Origin of the sequence: Gardnerella vaginalis 1500E (genome assembly GCF_000263595.1) — a bacterium.
GTDB classification, from domain to species: domain Bacteria; phylum Actinomycetota; class Actinomycetes; order Actinomycetales; family Bifidobacteriaceae; genus Bifidobacterium; species Bifidobacterium vaginale_E.
Genome location: NZ_ADES01000014.1, coordinates 167,826 through 186,849, shown reverse-complemented (window position 1 = coordinate 186,849; position 19,024 = coordinate 167,826). Strand labels below are relative to the sequence as shown.

Below are 19,024 nucleotides of genomic sequence, written 5' to 3'. Positions count from 1 at the left end.
AAATGGGGCTTCAAGCTTTCTGGCTTGAAGCTCCTTTTTTGTTACTGGCGCAGTTGGTGTTCTGCGTTAGTAACGTATAATGTTGCTTTTTTGTTACTCACGCAGTTGGTGTTCTGCGTTAGTAACGTATAATGTCGCTTTTTCGTTACTGGTGCAGTTGACGTTCTGCGCAAGTAACACATGAATCGTCCTTAAATACCTTTTAACCACAATGCTGTAAATTTATTGTTTATTCATCGTATTATCGAATAATCTCAGTAGTATGCCTAAAACTAACAACGAAACGATACGCATGATAAGAGATGCCGAAATAGAGCATCGATGCATCCTACCTATTAACGCAGCTCAAAAACAGTATGCGTATAGATGCGTGAAAAGCGGCACTTTTGTGCGCACTTTTCGTAATCTTTACGCGCGAACTGAGTACTGGCAGAAGCTATATACGTCAGAACGCATACGTCACGTAGCGCTTTCATTGATGGATCTTTATCCGGATTGGAAGTTTACTGTTACGAGTGGGGCAGCTTTATTAGGTTATGATGTTGTTGAAGATTATGACACGCTGCTTGTTGGCAGTAAACATGATTTACAGAAAACGAATTTACAAACGCTTCCGACGCAGATTTATATTCGCTCAAAAACTAACAAATCTACGCACGATAATCCGCAATTGCATCGTATTGGCGCAACTGGAAAGGAGCAGGATGGCTACTAGCGACGACGTGCGTATTGTGCAGCCGAGTCGCAAATATGATGGTCAGCTTATTACGCTTCCGCATTCAAGTGACAGGGTAAGTTATGAGATTAGAAGTCATGTTGTTGACAAAAGTACTCTGCTTTTTGATGCTGCTAACAGTTTGAGTTTTAGGGCTGCTTTGCCGATTTTTGATTCTGCTGCGCGCGATAACGTGAACTTTAACAAGGTTCTTGAGATTTGCGAAAGAAGAGATGGCGGAAGAGACGGTGGAAGAGATGGTGCTGTTGGTGTTGGCGGTAGTGGTGTAGTTGGCAACGGTTTTGTGTATAGCTGTGTAGCTGGTTTCGGCAGTAATGCGGATCCTATTTTTAGGTTGCGTCGCCTTTGCTTTTTTCAGAATGGTTTAAGCGAGAATGGTGGCGAGTCTTTCGCGCGCGGCACGATGATTGATCTTGGGTTTATGGTGCCTGCGTTACAGCATGAGTTTGTTGCGTCTAATTCCAGGGTTAAGTATAGGTGTGATTTTTTGTGGCGGGTTTCAGGCGGTGGCCTGATTGTTGGCGAGCTTGATGGGTATGACAAGTATTTTGTTGATTCGACTAATTCGACGCATGCGAATATCAACTTTAATTCTTCGGCTGATACTCAAATGTTGCGTAATTCCTACAATCAGGCCGCTATTAATCGCAATATTGATAGGCAGGCTGAGCGTGAGTCGGTGCTTTTTAGGGAGTGCGGCGTGAGTAAGATTGTGCGTTTTAATTTTGCGGATGTTGTTGGCGTTAAGAATCTTGAGCGGAAGCTTGTTGAGGCTGGTGTGCCGCGGATTATGCGCGTTGGATGAGAGCGGGCGCTTAGAATGCGCACGCTTTACCGTTTTTTTTGTTACTGACGCAGTCGGCGTACTGCGTGCGTAACGGATAGATGCGTTTTTTCGTTACTGGTGCAGTTGGCGTTCTGTGTGAGTGTTGCTGGTTGGTTGTTTTGGCAAGAGATTTAGATAATTTTGGAGGGCACCATGGCAGAAGAGAATAAAGAGATTGCGATAATAGATGAAACTACGCTTAAAAGTAAGATTTACCATATAAGAAATCAAAAAGTTATGCTTGATTTTGAACTTGCTGAAATTTATGGATATTCTACAAAAAGATTTAACGAACAGGTTAAAAGGAATATTGAAAAATTTGAAGGGGATGATTTTATGTTCCGGCTAACCGATGAGGAAGTATATGAACTTTCAAGGTGCCATTTTGGCACCTTGAACAATGGGCAAGTATATGAACTTTCAAGGTCGCATTTTGCGACCTTTAACAAAGTGCAAGGCAGAGGCAGTAACATTAAATACAATCCCTACGCTTTTACGGAACAGGGCATCTATATGCTTATGACTGTATTAAGGGGAGAACTTGCGATTAGGCAAAGTCGAGCTTTAATACGAATGTTTAAGCAGATGAAAGACTTCATTATTGAGAATAGAGACTTTCTTAGCTCAAAAGAAATGTCGCAACTGTTATTGCAAACAAATCAAAATACAAATAACATAATGCAGCATTCAAAAGAAATAGCAAATATGAATAATAAAATTATCACCCTAGCAACAAAAGAAGATTTGAAAAAAGTGATGGATAATTTTATAGATAGTAGCACTTACAAGCATTTTCTTTTGCTGAATGGGGATAAGATAGAAGCGGACGTTGCCTACACAAAAATATATAAGTCAGCAAAGAAAAGCATTTATGTTATAGATAACTATATAGGGCTTAAAACGTTGGAACTTTTAAGGGCTGCAAGAGATAACACGCGAATCATAGTTTTTAGCGATAATGTAAGAAATAAAGATATGCTTACGAAAAATATTTTAGATGATTTTAGAAAAGATTATCCTAATGTAGATTTGAATCTGAAGGTAGCTGATAAAAAATACCACGATAGATATATTGCAATAGACTTTGGGGCAGAAAATGAAGCCTTTTATCTTTGTGGAGCATCATCAAAGGATGCTGGAAATAAAATATCGAGTATTACCAAGATAGAAGAATCATCGAAGGATATGTATCATGCAATGTTTGGGGGAATGTTAAACAATAAGAATTTGAAAATTTGATATACGGGAATGGGCTAGAAAGTTGTATGGATTCCAAGCAAGGCGGTAGAAGTAAAAATCTATCGTCTTTTTTTTTAATTGCAGCAAATTATAGAGCTGTTTTCGCGCGCTGCGTTAGTAACGGATAATGTCGCTTTTTTGTTACTGGCGCAGTTGGCGCGCTGCGTTAGGGTCTCATTTTTTACCTTATTCTTATGCGTCAAATCCTGCGTTAGCTCTCTCGTTAAATTATTTTGTAGATTGGCTGTTTGTTGATTGCTGTAACGAACGCTTTTCTTTGCAATTCTGCATCTCCGCCATTGCAAAGTGGTTTTGTTACGTAATCTTTGTTTACAAGATCCACTTTTCTTCCTAAACATTCGGACAGAGCTAAGCGCAATTCTTGCTTTTTTCTCGCTTCTTCGATAGTCGATTGCGGCGACGGCAGGTTTGGATCGTTGTGAATTTGGTAAATGAAGTCAACGTCCGAATAGCGGTTTGATGCGTTTCGCGCGACCGAGCCAAAAAGGTACAGCTCGTCTATGCCTAATTTGCGCGCTATTTTTTCGCACAGATTTAACTACAATTGGCGTTAGTTCGGACGTGTCAGTGGCAAGCGAATGAGAAGATGCAATATTATTTGTCATTCTGCTTCCTCCTCGTATTGCTTATGCGCGCAGTATATTGCGTAAGTTTTGTTAACTGTTGTCTTATATGAAATTTTATATCATAATGCGCAATTAATCACACCTTATTAACATACGACCTGCCTGAGCGCTGCATTGAGTCGTCGCTACCGCATTGGGTCGCTTTTCGCGCCACGCTTAAGCGAAAAGCGAATCAATTATATTGGTGTTTTATTGGATTATTGCTCGTCGGATTACGCTTTCTTAAGAGTATAAAGAAAGCGTAATCGTGTGCGCGCTTGCGTGGAAAGCCCACTGGGCTTTCCACGCTGAGCAAGCGCTGCCGCATTAGTGTATCGAGAAGCGCGCTGTGTTGCTTCTCGATACTCTAATGCGACACGCCGAATTTTGATTTGTGAAAGTTTGTGAAAATTTTGAAAAGAAAAAATGCAAATAAATAAGCAGCGTCTTGCATGATGACACCATCAAAAGCATTGATATACAGGGATTCTGTTCGTCGCGGGGGGGGGGGTGCTTAAAAGTATAAACATTTGTTTATATGCGCAATATGCCTATTTTTGTGTCTTGTTTACGATTAAACTTGTATTTACTCATAGTTGAGCGCTCGCGTCCAACTTGCTACAAATTGCTAAAAACAACAAGGTTTTTGCAGTAACTTTCTTAAAATTTGTTATTACATCATAACATTGTTATAATTAGCTTTTTGCAAGCCGAAAACAAAATGTAAACCAAAACAAGACGTTCCTACAAGAAGAGAGGGAATATGCGTCTAAACAAAATTTCATTAAAACAGGCTGTGGCAATGCTTGCCGCAACCTGCACACTCTGCACCTGCTGCGTCGCCGGCTCAGTCGCCTGGGCTGAAAATACGCCGACTACTACTCCTGCTCAAGGTGAAAACACCGCGAATATTAAAACTGGGCAGAAAACTTCTATCACTATTTATAAATATGAAGGTCCTGAGACCAAGGATAGGAATAATGGTAAAGCGTATAAGAATATTCCAGCCACACAAAAACCAATTTCAGGAGTGAAGTTCAAGCTTACTCCAATTCTTGATTCTAAAAGCAACAAGATTGATTTGTCTAATACATCTGGTTGGGAAGCCATCAAGAATTTAACGACTGAAAATAAAACTGCTAGTCAGGCTTTGACTGATGCTGGTTTGAAGGTTTCTACGACTGATGCAGACATTAAAGAACAAGAAACTGCTGCAGATGGCTCTACAACATTCAATCTTGGTACTACGTACGGCTTGTACCTGGTAGAAGAAGACTTGGCTAATAGTGCGCCTAAGAAAGATGGAAAGCCTATTAAGGTTACTAAGCAAGTTAATCCATTCCTTGTAACGGTTCCTCTTCCTGATACGCAGACTCATAGTTGGCTTTACAACTTAAAGATTTATCCAAAGAACGACGTTAGCTCCAGCAAGGTAGAGAAGAAAGCTCAGGCTGATCCAAACAAGCCATTCATTGATGGAACTAATACAACGATGGGCTGGGATATTTCCATTCCACTTACTGCTATCAAAGATGGTGGCAGCACATATACCAATGTTTCATTCACTGACCCGATTAACACAGACTTCTTGAACTATAACAGTGTTAAAGATGTGAAGGTTACTGATAAAGATGGTAATAATGCTGATACGCTAACTGCAACAGATTACGAAGTTAAAGCATATTCTTCAATTGGTGATAATCCAACTGAGGTTACTGATTTATCCAGTGCTGAAAAACTCAAGACTGTCAAGTGGATTCGCGTTAAGCTCACTAAAACTGGTTTGGCTAAGGCTTCTGCAAAAGTTGGTGGCAAACTTACAGCAACAGTTGTAACAACAGTTATTGCTCCTGGAAATATTAAGAACAATATAAACACTGATGTAGATGGTGTAGCAACCGGCGATGGAGATAAAACTCCAAGCTGCGTTCCAACTAAAGATAAGCCATGTAAGGAAGACCCAGATCATCCTCACGAAGGTGGAGATACCACTAATTTTGCTAAGCTCACCATTGATAAGGTTGGATTGAGTGATGACATTACTAATAAGAATGGTAATCCTTTGAAGGGTGCAATCTTCAATGTGTATGAAGCTGCTGCAGGTAAGACTGTAGACAATCTTAATGGTAAGACAGTTGAAGCTGCTGGTACTGATTTAATAACGACTACTGACAAAGTTCGCACGATGGCTGCAACTGACGATAAAGGTAATGCTTCTGATTCATTCTTCGTGGGTAATGCTGATAAAGTTTCACACGTTTATTGCGCAGTTGAAACTACTGCTCCAGATGGATTTGAACTTGATAACAAACTTCATTGTGTGAATCTTACTGCTGGTGCAGAAGATAAAGCTAACACTTTGAAGATCAACAACAAGAAGTCTACTTCTCTCGAAAAGATCCTTAAAGCGCTGCCTATGACTGGTGCTCGCGGCTTGGTGATTTTGACGCTTTGCGGTGTTCTTGGTTTGGGCGGCACGTTCTTCTACATTGTAATGAAGCGTCGCAAGGAGCAAGAGCAGTAGTAAAACTCAATCGGCTGGTTAGTTGCTTTGATGATTGTTCAGCTGATTTGCTTTGCCGGTTGCACAGTTTGATTTCGAAACAAGCTGTGCAACCGGTTTGAGCAGATTAGTTGCGCGGTCAGGTGTAGCGCAAGCGCAGGAAATCTACGTCAAATGTTTCCGAACAACGCAAAAACGACAACATTTGCCGGGAAATTACACGGCGTTTGTGGTCAAAAGTAGCAAAAACGACAACAATTGCCGGACATTCTCCGTCAAAGTTCCAGAAGCTTTGCACCATTGCTTTGCAAACGGCGACTATTTGTTGCTTAGTGACCGCTAACATTAGTGCTGCTGCGCACGCCACACCAAGCACGCAAACCACGCACCCACCCGCAGCTTAGTTTCGCGACTCTAGTTGCACTTAGTAAACCACGCAGTTGCGTAACTTTTGCACGAGTCTATGAGTTTTGTGTTGTTGTTTAGTATGTTGAGAGGCTGGAAAAATTGTGTTCAGCAATAAAAGAGGACTGAGTAAGCTACGTTCTTTTAAGAACAAAGCAGACAGTGAAGCCTTTAACAGCCAAAGCAACGAAGGACGGGAGCTTGCGCAAACACAAATTTTCCAGCCTCGTCCAAACCAAAAAACTAAATCAGTTACAAAACTCATAGACGATACTAAAGAATATCGAAAAGAATATCGCAAACAAAATCATAACCAAAAAAACCACTCAAACTCGCGCAACAACGCAAAAAACTGGCGATTCTCTAAATCGTGCATAGTTCCGGCTTTGCTGTTGCTTGCGTCGTTTGCGTCTCTTATTTACCCGCATGCCGCCATGTGGCTAAGCCAGTATCACATGTCGGAAGTGGCGGCCGAGTATGCAAAGCTTATTACACACGCGGTTCCTGCTCCGCACGAGCAGCTCCGTCGCGCTCGTGAGTATAACAGTAAGCTTTCGTCGGGTGCTATTTACGAGGCAAATACGAACATACCAACTTCTCACGGAGCTACTTCCGATGCGAGCCAGGATTACTGGGATCAATTGAAAGTAAACGATGACGGGCTGATGGCTCGTTTGCGCATTAAAAAAATTGATCTTGATTTGCCTGTGTATCACGGCACAGAAGATGCCACTCTTCTGAAAGGTCTTGGTCATTTGCGTGGAACTTCGCTTCCGGTTGGCGGTAAGGGAACGCGATCTGTGATTACAGGACATCGCGGTTTGGCAAGTGCGGAAATGTTCACCAGGCTGGACGAAGTTGGAAAAGGTGACACTTTTACCATTGAGGTTTTCGACGAGATTCTCACTTACAAGGTTGTTGACAAGATCGTTGTAAACCCTGATGAGACGAAGAAGATTGCAGCCGTTCCTGGTAAAGATTTGGTGACGCTGATTACTTGTACGCCGCTTGGTATCAACACGCAGCGCATTTTGGTTACTGGCGAACGCGTGGTGCCAACGCCTGCGGCAGATAAAGCGCTTCGTGGTAAAAAGCCTGATGTTCCGCGATTTCCGTGGTGGATTGTTGCGTGCTTTGGAAGCCTGTGTATTGTTGGTGGCTACATTTGGTGGGCTGGTTTGCCTGTTAAGAAGAAAAAGAAGGAAGATAAGGAAGGTAGCGAGGAAAGTAAAGAAGATAGCACGAAAGATAGCGCGAAAGATAGGGAAGAAGATAGCGAGGAAGATAGGGAAGAGAATAGTGCAGTAACTGGCTCTGCACGAAGAGAAGATCTTGAGCGCGAGGAAGCTAAGGCGATTGAAAATCGCCTGAAAAAACGACCGAAGGTCAAAAAGTCTAGTTCGCGCAAAAAACGCAAGCGGAGTGGTAACAGCGAAAAGACTTCCGATTGGCTTATAGACATTCTTGGTTTATGAGCGATTGCGTATGGCAACAAAAACTTAATAACAAAACTTAATAACAAAACTTGCGGTGCCGTGTTGGCGACGCAAAGCAGTGTAAAACAATGCAAAACAGGTGAAAACAATGAAGAGTATTTGGACGATTATGCTAAACGTTCTTGTTCGCATAGGTCAATTGACCCAGTGCGCAACTCGTGCGGCTAAACGTGCGACTCAGCATATGTGCCGTGTGGCTAAAAGTGTGACTAAGCGTTTGGCTAATCGTATAGCTAATTGTGTGCTTGAACTTTCAAGTAAACGTTCATCTAAACGCGAGTCTGTTTCTGCATATCGTGCGTTCAGCAGTTCTTTTGCCAGTGCTCTTAAAACTGTTCTTGTTTGTTTTCTTTCGGTAGCAATGTTGCTGCCTGTTTGCTTGAGTGCTGAAACAGCAGTTGCTTTGGATAGTACTAATAATTCCGCAAGTAATTCCGCAAAGTCTGATTCTAAAACTGATCAAAAGTTTGATTTCAGCAATCCAGGTTCTAATCCAGACTCATCTGAATCCACAGGCACAGACTTATCTTCCTACCAAGATTCTTCTTCCTCTCAGTCTTCTGCATTACAGAGTTTTGGCAATTCACAAGGATTTATGGATCCAAGAAATCCATTCTCTCGATCTTTTGACTCTTACTCAGGCTCTGGCACAAGTATGCCGTCTGCTTCGCCGTTCGGCTCCAAATCAAGATCGTCGATTTTTGAGCGCGCAGTCAAAGAAGCTCAAGCCAAAGCGCAAAACCGCGACGCAAATGACCGTGATTCTTACGAAGTGTATCGCCCTGGGTGCAACAAGGATTATGCTCGCGGCGCATGCATTACTACTGACGGCGACGGAGCTGGTTTGCGCGCTACGAACGGCCACGATTTGGATGTTAATAGTCTTGGCTACAACATGGAATCTGGCGACCAGTTTGATGGTGCAGCAACGAGGCCTCGCGGCCACTACGAGAACGGTCCTGTGCCTGAAGATCCTTCCAACACGGATCATTACGGCGCAACTTACTTCACTCCATACCCTAAGGGCACTTTTATTATGGGCCGTTTACGCAACATGGCTTTTAACCATAAGGGTTCCGGCGTTGACAGAATGAACTTGCCTATAGACGACACTGCAGATTTCGTGTTTGTAAAGCGTACTCCTAAGCTTTCCGGCGGCGGCTTCGTGTGGGATGTTATTTTTAACGCTGGCGGTCGTACTCAAGGCGCTGGTGCTGCTCTTGATTACTTTACGATTCCAAAAGGTCAGATTCTGGACAAGGGTAGCGAAGGCGGAAGGCAGTATATTCAGCGTGTTCTTTACAGCGGCAGGGAAGCTACTGCTTTGTATAAGAAGAAGCAAGGCAACAATAATCCTCCTCGCGAAACCTGCTCATTCTCGTGGGATAATCCTAACGGTTTATGCAGCATTAAAACCGATGGTAACGATTTTGATTCTGGAGACGACTTAGTTGCAGCTTGGAATAAGATGCGCGGCACTGACGACGGTAAGAATGGCAATTATTCTAGGATTCTTCCGGATGCTATAACAACTGATGATTTGAGTAGTACTGACGCTATTGGTTGGTGCCATGATGGCACAGGTTTGGACTGCATTAATTCCAGTAGCTATGGTGCTTTGGATGAAGGCGATCTTAAAGTTGTTCCTAAAGTTGAAGGAAGCTATAGCGGAGGATATAGTCCTGCTTATATTGCTCTCGTGCAAAATCTTTATAGATCTATAAAAGATGACACACAACGCGTATTTAGTTTTGTGAACAATATTAAGTCCGGCGAGATTGCTTATACGTATAAGATTCACTTCACTACTACAACTTCTACGAATAAAAACGACTCATATTGCTCTCGTAATAACGTGGGTGATGGCACGGGTTGCGAAAACTTTTCATTCTTCTACGCTGCAGGATCTTACTACGGTAAGAGAAAAAGCAGAGGTTTTTATGGTGCTACTGACCCGTTTGGTGTTACTAAAGCAAGTAAATATTCCATGACTAATTTTGGTCGTGACGCTAACTACTACATGTACACTGTAATGCATCAGCAGTGGTATGGTGCGCCGCGAATCATAGATATTCAGGCTCCTAGATACCACTTCCTTAAGGGTACTGGTTTAGGACCGTACAACAGTGACATCGGTAATTATCTTGAACACAGGCATATTTCATTCTCTAGTGTGTTGCTTGGAATAGTAAATAAGCCTTTGGGATCTTCAACTCTTATGAATGAGAATCAGGATATACGCTTATTGCCTGATTATTATTCTCCTAATAACGGCTATGCTCGAGGTAATCAGTGGTTCCGTAATCCTGGTGTAAACGACCATAATACGAAGGATTCAGAGCCTGGTAGACATAAGCTTGAGCTTAGATATAACGATAGAACGTATCACATGAGCGAAACTCAGGATTTGTGGTATAGGGTTATTACGCAAGCAGACGTGTTTAAGCCTTTGCAAACTGAGGAATATGACGAAAATAACAAGACTCCTAAGTATTATTCTTACGATCAGCCGCTTCCTAATCCTCTTATTATTGATGATCGTGATAATAATGCTGGGTTTGTGAATTTTGTTGGCAAACGTTCTGACTTGTATAAGCAGGTAATGGCTTTCGACCCTAACTTGTTCCCACCTGTTAATCAGGATGAGTATGGTTCAAGGAATAGGTATGGTTCCATAAAACAGAAGAAGGGTTCCAAGACAAACCCTTACCCGTTTGATGCTGGCTATTTGAATACTGATCCGGATGGAGATTCTAATACTCCGCTTAAGAATCTTGCTGTTTATAAAGCTGAGTGGACGGATAAGTGGGGTGATGAGCCTCGCTCGAATACTCTTCAGGATGCTGATTTAAGCGTTGCTGCTAAAGTGCCTATTGTCAGCGTTGTAAATCCTTGCGGCCATTCTAAGATTCTTGACGAATACAAGGATAAAATTAACGGTAAGTCTAGGTCTTCTGTTTCGTTTAGATCCGTAGATAGTGACGATGCTTCTGCTGTAAACAACGACCGTGCAGCTCTTGGTGAGGATCGTGAAGACAGCATGCCTGAATGCTGGCCTAAAGCGCAAAATGCTACTAAGCGTAATGTTTGGTTTGTAAGTAACGCTCCTAAGGCGGGTGATGATGGTAAGGCGTTGAAGCCTGGCGATCCTGTAAAGCAAGACTTGCAGGACAAAGTCTTGGCTAAAATAAACCGTCTTTACAGAACTTGGATGCGCAACAAGTATAGTGCTCAGCTGCAGGATGGCAAGAACCCTAAAGTTTTGCCAAATTATGTGTTTGTAAAGTACGTAAAGATTACGTTCTGGGATAATTCGACTACTGTTATACCGGTTGTATTCCCGTATGTTGATTACGAGAAGCCAACGTTGGATGTAAAAGTGAGTGTGAATAACGCAACTCCTGTTGATGTTCCAGCTGATGGTTTGAAGATTCCTGTCAATAGCAAAATTAAGTTCTGGGTTAAAGGTCATGACGATAAGAGGATTTTGCTTGGCGTAAAGCCGAAGGAAGCTACAGACTACTTTACTAACGATAAAAATAAGAGATTCTTTGATAGTAAAAAAGTCGTTGTGCGCAATGATTTCGATATGATTACTACTGCGCGTGACAGGAAGAATGATTGCAATAATCGCGGTTGCGGCGATTTTACTACTATAAGCTACGATCAATTCATTCATAAAAATGGTGAATTTGATAGTAAGACGGATCAAGTTGGCTGGGTTACTAACAGCAAAAATTCTAAAGATGATGGTTCTCCTACAGTATTAGTGGGCGATCAGAATAGAAATCACGGTGTGCATGATTTGATATTCCATGGTTGGGATGCTGCAGGTAATTCCGTAATAAAGAAAATTAAGCTGATTATTGTATCTCCTGGTTATGGTTTGCCAAACGTTTGGTGGGATAAGAATCCGAATGGACATTATGTTGGGCGAGTGAATCCTTGGGATGAAGATAAGCGCGTGCGTTCAATTATGGTACGCATTTGGGCGCGCGGTAAGGAAGCTCCTAAGAAGGATCATAATTACTCTAGTATGTGTCCAAAAGATGGCAGTTGCTACGGCATTGTTATTCAGCGAGATGGTAATAGGAAGACTGATCTTTGGCATCAGGTTAATACGTATAACCACAATAATGATGCTGCAAGCCCGAATGGGTATAGGTCTGCTGAAGATAGGTTTGCTTCAGAAGACAGAGATACGGCTGACGAAAAGGCTAAAGCTAACGATAAGAATAAAGCTGACGACAAAGCTAAAGCTGACGATAAGGCGGCTGGTGACAAAGCTAAATCTGAAAGCAAGAATGCTGACAACAAGACTAAAGCTGATAATGAAAAAACTGATAATGCCGAACCTGGGGAGAACTCTACCCAAAATCAGCAAAAGCCGCAAAATCAGCAGAAGTCAGAAAATAAGCAGCAGGAGCAGCAGACTAATAAGCCTCAAACTAGCAACAAGCCTGCTTCTTTGAAGATTTCAAAAGTGACTAAGAAGAATGCTAAGAAGCGCAATGTTCCTGGAAAGCGCGGAAGCGTAAAGCTTGCAGTGCTAAACGAAGGTGATTCTTCTAATAAAGAAACTCCGCAAAAATCTGAAGTAAATAAGAATGAAGTAAGTAACGGTAGGCAGAGTGATGCTACTAATACCGAAGAAAATGGTAGTGCAAGTAAGGATAGCAAAGATAATAAAGGCTCCAAAGACGCTAAAGACGCTGAGTCGAAAGATTCTAAGGGTCAGGATCGAGAGTCTGAAGACGAAGATCGTTCTACTACAAAATCTAACGATCAATGGCGTGAAGAATTTAGTAAGCGTATTATTACAGCAAATCTTGGAGACCATATCAAGGGCTGCACTGCTAACGGCGATGATAGTTGCGAAATAACTTTTGATCCTGTAACTGGAAATATTACGATTCCGGAATACTTTGCGGAAATTGGTTCAAGAATTTACGTAGACGCTTACTCTGTGCCGGAAAATAATCCAGATTGGCGTCAGGATAAACTTTGGAAGCTTATGGATCCAAGCAATTTCCAGGATCGCGAAGAGTCAGACCCGCTTCCACTCGATATCGCGTGGCCAAACGGCTTAGTGCAAGTGAACCCGTTTGAGCTTAATAATAACGAAATTGTTGCAATGCTTTCTTGGATGAGGCACGATAAGCGAAACGAGCGAATCTTTGGCTACCGCAAGGAAGAAATTGGCGTTAAAGGTGAAGATAAGTACGATACTTATGACCAGTACGATAATGGTTTTAATCCTGCAAAAACTACTCAAGCAAAGTATGCTTATGGTGAAGATAAGCATCAATACTCATGCGCTACTGAGAAGGATCAGCAGTGGAAGCTGTGCTTAGATGGCGTTACTGGTATTGGCAAGCTAGGCGAGAATCTTAGAGAAATGCAGCACGCTATAAAGAAGCTTTCTTTCAAAAAGTTGGAAGCTGATGACGAGACTACGCTTAACCCGATTGAGCATAAGGTGACGCGCTTCGTTGATATGCGCAAGGACTATACGTGGGGATTAGTCAATAACAACAAGAAAAGTGTTGACGGGCGAGATGACCCTGGATTTGACGGACCGCAAAACGGCTTGCATGGAAATCAAAAGTTTGGCACGCAATACTTTGTGTACAAGTGGAACATAAACTCATACCGCAAGGGCGGTAATGGTAAGGCGTTAAACCTTCAGGATGTGCTAAAGCTTGTAAAAGGTACGCCTAGTATCAATACGAAAGATGAAAATAATCCGCAGCCTTCGCTAACTCCTATGAGTGCGGCGGATAATAAGCAATTTGACGCATGGAATGGCGAATACCCTATGGTTGTCAAAGGTGGCTTAAGTTACGCTGTGCACGACAGTACATGCGCTGCGTCTATTAATGCTAATAATGGTGTTGCGCAAAAAGGTAAGTGCCAGTGGCGAAATAAGCTTAATTTAGTTAAGTACACGCCTAATGAATTTATTATGGATCGTTCTTCATTCTCTTACGACGCTTCTGTAAATATGAAGGACGGAAGTGAAGTACATATTACAGATAAGCTTATTAAAAATAAGAGTAGTCAACATGCTGGTGAAGATGAGTATGTTAGTGAATATGCTATTCACAAGGACTTCCTTATGCCTGGTGGTGAAGATCTGAACGGTCAAGCAGACGGTGAAAATATTGGCGACATTATAACTAAGAATATTGATGTCGACACTATTAACGACTACGACGCGTACGGTGAAGGTACTTCAAAGCCTGTGGGATACGCAAATAACAGGCCGTTCACGCATGCGCAACTTTATGTGAATAATGGTAATGTTACGAACGACCTTCTGCTTCGTGAGCCTGGTAAGACGCCAGATAACACAACGAACGTAATAAACGTGTGGTTTATGCCGGTTGATAATGAGAAGCCGACTATTAGTGCGAAGAGTATTGATAGTAATGGCAATCCATGGGATATTCACGGAAAATGCATGGTTAATGGTGATGTGAATCACTGCGATGTGAATAAAGATAATCTTGTTATCTTGGATAAGAAAGCTTATGTACGTGGCACTAAAGCTTGGTATGAAGCTGATAATGGCACAATGAATTTGCCTTCAGCATTAAAGTTGGATGATGATTTCAATGCGTATGAACCTGGTAAAGGTGAACAGCATAATGAAGGTGGACTACGTGTTACTTTGTATCCGAATAGTATAAACAGTAAAGTGCTGCTTAATAATCTGAATGTGTATATTCAAGCGAATAATATTCAGGATTCTAGTGGTAAAACTTCTAGTCCGATGGTGAAGTTTGTTAGTAACGGCGTTACAAATAAACATTTGATTAGAAGGTTTATTGAAAAATACAGAAGCACGGATTTGGAAAATCCAAGTGTTAATAAGCAAACTGTATTTACAATGTATGCTGAAACTACGGATAGTGCCGGAAAGCAAAGTGCTAGAACTGTTGTTGGATGCTTTAAGGCGATGTGGACAGACATGGTGAAACCATCTGTTGTTGCGTACGATGGTAAAAGCGATGAATTTGCAAAGTACGATAGCTGGCTTAGCAAAGATGGTTCTTCACAAAACCGCGATTATAAAGTTGTAGTTAAATCAGGCTATGGAGCTAAAAGAATGGTAGTTTACTATCATCCTGCTTCAGAGCTTGAGAAACCTGTTGCTATTAATGGTCTTTTTGGCTCTGCTGCAAACTCAAATGAGACTAACTTGGAAACCAGCATTGGTCAAACAATTTCCGTGTGCTGGGTAGAACGTGGAGTGCTAAGACGTGGTAAGTGGGAAGTATGTGCTGGCACTTCCAAGCCGAATGAAGTAAAATTTGAGCAAGATAAAGATGGTAATGCTGTTATAACATTCCCTAGCGGTTTCTTAGCTCCAGGAAGCGTGGTTCGAGCACGCAGCCGTCTTGAAGTTGGCCCATGGACGTATATGCCTGGTGTTAGAAGCCCTGAAGATCTTTCCGATGACTCGCGTAATAGAGACAGAAATAAGACTGCAAGAAGCGCTGGTAGTAGCAGAAGTGCTGGAAATGCGCGTGCTGCAAAAGGTAGAAACGCTGACAAAGACGACGCTAGTTCAGAAGATACTCTTGACGTGCTGCCAATGGCTTACGCAAAAGAAAAGCCTAGCGAAGTATGCCGTCCGGATTACTTGAGCGCAGACAACTGGTCTGGTTTGAAGAAGCCGTCCGACTGCGTGTACTTCGGTGTTACTATGAAGCGTCAAATAGTGCAAATACACCCAATGCTTCTAAGTGGTCGCGAGGAGCGCGCAATACGAATGGATTTGCGCAGCGAAAACAACTTTGCAGGCGAACCAAAGAAGGGAATTTGGCTTCAAAACGATAGTGAAATCGTTACGGATGAGGATCCAAGGCTTGAGCCTGGTAAAACGATGGTGACTTTTAGGAAGTATGACTACAATGCTATGGACGGTGACCATAAGCCTTTGAATCTGCCTGATTATGGTAGCCGCAAAGTAGGAAATATACAAGACGTGGCTGTTATGACTAGAGGCTGGAGAAGCCGCGTGCTTGTGCCAAATCCGCGAGAAAATAAGATTACGCGATTTGTGCGATTGCGCGCACCTGAAAACGTAGATAGTGAACATGGTGGCGATAGTAAGGGTGCTGCAGACTACTTAGCTGATGCGCCTACTAGCTTCGAAGAAACTAAGGGTGATAAGGCTCTGCGCGTAGCTGGGCGTCCGTATGATCCAGGATTTGTTCTTTCGAAAGATAAGAAGTCTCTTCTGTATCTGTATAATGCTTCAACTAAGCACAACTTTACGCTTAATGATTTGCAATCTGCGTTGAAACTTAAGCGTAACAGTAGTTTGCATCCAGAAAAAGAGTGTGGAACGTATGTTGATGGAAGTCAATGGGCGTTTGATGATTGCCAGCCATCCTTGCTGCCAGAAGTAAGAGGTAGCGATAAGGTTGATGGCGAGCACGGTCGAAACGGCTTCAGTTTTGATGGGAGTACACACTTCTATACGTATAATCCGTCTGAAGACCATAGGTCTGGTGTTAATGGAGCTGCTAACGTTTCTGCTAACGGTGCTGATAACGACAATGGTGGTGCTGCTAAAGAAACTTGGTATGTAAACGTCATAGATATGATTTCAAAAGGCGGTACCGGCGGTGGATATTCTATTCCTAATAGCTCTGGCGTAACGTCTGAGAGTAGTAATACTGGTCTTTCGCTTACCGACTTTGCTGGTGTTGGCGCATGGGGTAGGTCTGGCAGTATTGGATCTAACTTAATTAGTCATAAGATTTTCGAAAATCCAGATAATCGTTTGTCGGTTATTATGACATATGGCGATAGCTGGGTTGGTAATACTCATACAACGCGAGGTAAAGAAGGCGGCTGGAATAATGATGCCAATTACGAATTCGTAATGCCTGTGTATCTGATTCCTGTAGATAATGAGAAGCCGACCGTTGCAGCAACTGGAGGATCGCTTCTAAGTGGGCACACGAATGCTAATAATCCTTACGTTGTAACAATGGAAGAAAAGGACTACTCTAAGCTCACTGTTAAGGGTGATCCTGTGGAATACACGGACGGAAAAGTTTCGAAGTCTCAAAGCAAGGAGAGTGGAAAGACTCTGTTTGCGGATGTTCACGACGATTACGATAGTTTCGGTGATCTCAGCAACCTTAGCCTGGTTGCATGCAAAGTCAAGAAGGCTGGCGGCGCAACTGATTTTGGCACTTGCACGTCAATAATGGGCAAAGATGGCTCCGTGGATACTACGGCGTTCAAGAAGCTAAAAACTGACGGTGGTGGAGTTGAGTACGCTTTGTACGGACGTGCAAAAGATAAGTCCAGTAATGAGAGTGAAGGCTTTGGTGACAACAATAACGTAGGTCACTTAGTTGGATACTTTAGCTTCGGATACTTGGTGCGTCCGGTTGCTCTGCCTTACAGCGGCGGTCAGGCTGCAATATGGTTCAGCTTCATGTTCGGAGTGCTGTTGGCGCTGTTCTTGGCATCCGGCGCGTTCGGAAGACGCGGATGGCTCAGCTCAGTGCTTAGTGGCAACGGATTCGGTGCTCTTACCGACAGCAAGCACTGCGATGCTTCGGCTGAGGCACTTCGAAGCGGAAAGCTGTTCTTCAAACTCAAGTCAAAGTTCAAGTGGCCTAGGCTGTGATGCGCGACGATTTGCCTGAGCGCTGCGATTTAGCGCGCGAAGGCAATTCGGAGCGCCGAGCTTGCTCAAGGTTGAAAGCACGGGGTGCTTTCAACGCAAGCTCAGTAGCGAGCGCGTTACCCGCGCGAGCGTTCCTTCGTCGCTTTATTCTTAAGCGTTGTTAACGATACGCTCGCGTTTTATTACGCTCGCTTGCGAAACTCGCGTTGGAAGTCCACTGGACTTCCAACTTAAGCGAGTTTCCGCATTGAAGTGCATACGCGCGCTACGCTTTAAGCGCTCCGGCAAGTCAATGCGCGCATATAATAAAAGTATGACGCAAGTATCAGGTAAACAACACGACTCGCAATATACGCAATCGCTTCCGCAATCGCATACGCAGCAATCAAATCCAATCATCCCGCGCGTTTTAAGCGTGGCCGGCACAGACCCAACAGGCGGAGCCGGAATACAAGCGGATCTCAAATCAATCATGGCTGCAGGCGGCTACGGCATGTGTATACCAACTAATCTGGTTGCGCAAAACACGTGCGAAGTGCGCGAAGTGTTTACGCCGCCGGTCAGCTTTTTCCGCACTCAACTTTCGTGCGTGTACGACGATGTTACGGTTGATGCGCTAAAAATAGGTATGCTTGGCTGCGCTGAATATATTGAGTCTATGCGCGATTGGATGCGTGATAATCCGGTTCCTGTAAGCGTGCTAGATCCTGTGATGATATCGACTTCCGGTAAGCGTTTGCTTGAGGAGAGTGCCGAAAAAGTGATGCGCAAGTTTATAAGCTGCGTTGATGTTGTAACGCCAAACGTGCCGGAATTGGCGGCTTTGTGTAAGTTGCCAGTTGCGGAAAACTTTGAGGAAGCTTGCGATCAGGCGCGTAAGTTGGCTGCAAAAAATAGCGTTGTTGTGATTGTAAAAGGTGGGCACTTAACCGGCGAAGACGTTGGAAATACTGCGGTTTTTCCGGATGGATACGCGCAACACGTAACAAGCGAGCGTGTTGAAACAAGCACAACTCACGGAACTGGCTGCTCGCTTTCTTCCGCACTTGCTACGAAAATTGGGCTTGCTTTGCGCGAGGGAAAGAATTTGAGCGATCACGATACTGTGATGCGCGCTCTTAAATGGTCAACGGCGTGGCTTCGAGAGGCGATTGCGGCTGGAAGTGTGTTGCATGTTGGTCGCGGAAGTGAGGGCGGCGACGAGCGCGGGGGTGTGCGTGGGCATGGGTGCGGCCACGGGCCTGTGAACCACTCCGTGCGAATCTTGAAGCAAACTGTGTGAATGCAGCAAGCTGCGAATGCAAACTGCGTGAGTCTGTGTGAATGCGGGCTGTGCCTGTAAAAGCGCGCGATTCTTTCGCAATAATGCAAACCTTAAAGAAACCTGAGAAAAGTATTAAAAAGTTCTGGTTGCGGCGTGTCTTGTAACTTTTACACAAAATCAATATTAAAACCGTAAATATTTCGCCTTTTTAACAGAAAAACAGAAAATTTATCAAAAATTCTCTGCATTTGGGGGTATAAAAATTGAACAC

The 19,024-nt window shown here is 43.2% G+C and carries 7 protein-coding genes and 1 pseudogene; 6 read left to right on the top strand and 2 right to left on the bottom strand.

What is annotated here, in order from left to right; genetic code table 11:
* Positions 1–292 precede the first annotated feature (292 nt).
* Together CGSMWGV1500E_RS0106145 and CGSMWGV1500E_RS01495 are read left to right on the top strand one after the other, a co-directional pair.
* Positions 293–1,541, top strand: a pseudogene (locus CGSMWGV1500E_RS0106145) (AMP-dependent synthetase).
* A 174-nt stretch (positions 1,542–1,715) separates the two neighbouring features.
* The gene (locus tag CGSMWGV1500E_RS01495; protein ID WP_004128948.1) at positions 1,716–2,801 is read left to right on the top strand and encodes an ORF6N domain-containing protein; all 1,086 of its coding nucleotides are present in this window, start codon (positions 1,716–1,718) and stop codon (positions 2,799–2,801) included.
* A gap of 223 nt (positions 2,802–3,024) precedes the next feature.
* Here CGSMWGV1500E_RS01495 and CGSMWGV1500E_RS06320 read toward each other — a convergent pair whose 3' ends face one another.
* Positions 3,025–3,315 carry a nucleotidyltransferase family protein gene (locus CGSMWGV1500E_RS06320; RefSeq protein ID WP_230455197.1) on the bottom strand — a complete coding sequence of 97 codons (291 nt, stop codon included), beginning with the start codon at positions 3,313–3,315 and terminating at the stop codon, positions 3,025–3,027.
* Between the two features lie 875 nt (positions 3,316–4,190).
* Here CGSMWGV1500E_RS06320 and CGSMWGV1500E_RS01500 point away from each other — a divergent pair.
* Positions 4,191–5,951, top strand: coding sequence for a SpaH/EbpB family LPXTG-anchored major pilin (locus tag CGSMWGV1500E_RS01500; protein ID WP_004128940.1), 1,761 nt, complete (start codon positions 4,191–4,193; stop codon positions 5,949–5,951).
* 118 nt (positions 5,952–6,069) lie between these two features.
* Here CGSMWGV1500E_RS01500 and CGSMWGV1500E_RS06415 read toward each other — a convergent pair whose 3' ends face one another.
* Positions 6,070–6,276: a hypothetical protein gene (locus CGSMWGV1500E_RS06415; protein ID WP_155114879.1), complete on the bottom strand. Its 207-nt coding sequence runs from the start codon at positions 6,274–6,276 to the stop codon at positions 6,070–6,072.
* Between the two features lie 433 nt (positions 6,277–6,709).
* Between CGSMWGV1500E_RS06415 and CGSMWGV1500E_RS0106135 the strand changes: the two genes are divergently transcribed.
* From CGSMWGV1500E_RS0106135 to thiD, 3 genes are all read left to right on the top strand, one after another.
* Positions 6,710–7,810: a class C sortase gene (locus tag CGSMWGV1500E_RS0106135; RefSeq protein WP_419185105.1), complete on the top strand. Its 1,101-nt coding sequence runs from the start codon at positions 6,710–6,712 to the stop codon at positions 7,808–7,810.
* A 109-nt stretch (positions 7,811–7,919) separates the two neighbouring features.
* Complete coding sequence (locus CGSMWGV1500E_RS01505; protein ID WP_004128936.1) at positions 7,920–17,489, top strand: hypothetical protein; 9,570 nt, start codon at positions 7,920–7,922, stop codon at positions 17,487–17,489.
* A 313-nt stretch (positions 17,490–17,802) separates the two neighbouring features.
* Positions 17,803–18,771 carry a bifunctional hydroxymethylpyrimidine kinase/phosphomethylpyrimidine kinase gene (thiD, locus tag CGSMWGV1500E_RS01510; RefSeq protein ID WP_032843619.1) on the top strand — a complete coding sequence of 323 codons (969 nt, stop codon included), beginning with the start codon at positions 17,803–17,805 and terminating at the stop codon, positions 18,769–18,771.
* Positions 18,772–19,024: the final 253 nt, after the last annotated feature.

Bases quoted from the DNA above. Each gene is read 5' to 3' on its own strand.
- thiD (WP_032843619.1), top strand. From the start codon at position 17,803: ATGACGCAAGTATCAGGTAAACAACACGACTCGCAATATACGCAATCG.
- CGSMWGV1500E_RS01495 (WP_004128948.1), top strand. From the start codon at position 1,716: ATGGCAGAAGAGAATAAAGAGATTGCGATAATAGATGAAACTACGCTT.
- CGSMWGV1500E_RS01500 (WP_004128940.1), top strand. From the start codon at position 4,191: ATGCGTCTAAACAAAATTTCATTAAAACAGGCTGTGGCAATGCTTGCC.
- CGSMWGV1500E_RS01505 (WP_004128936.1), top strand. From the start codon at position 7,920: ATGAAGAGTATTTGGACGATTATGCTAAACGTTCTTGTTCGCATAGGT.
- CGSMWGV1500E_RS06415 (WP_155114879.1), bottom strand. From the start codon at position 6,276: ATGTTAGCGGTCACTAAGCAACAAATAGTCGCCGTTTGCAAAGCAATG.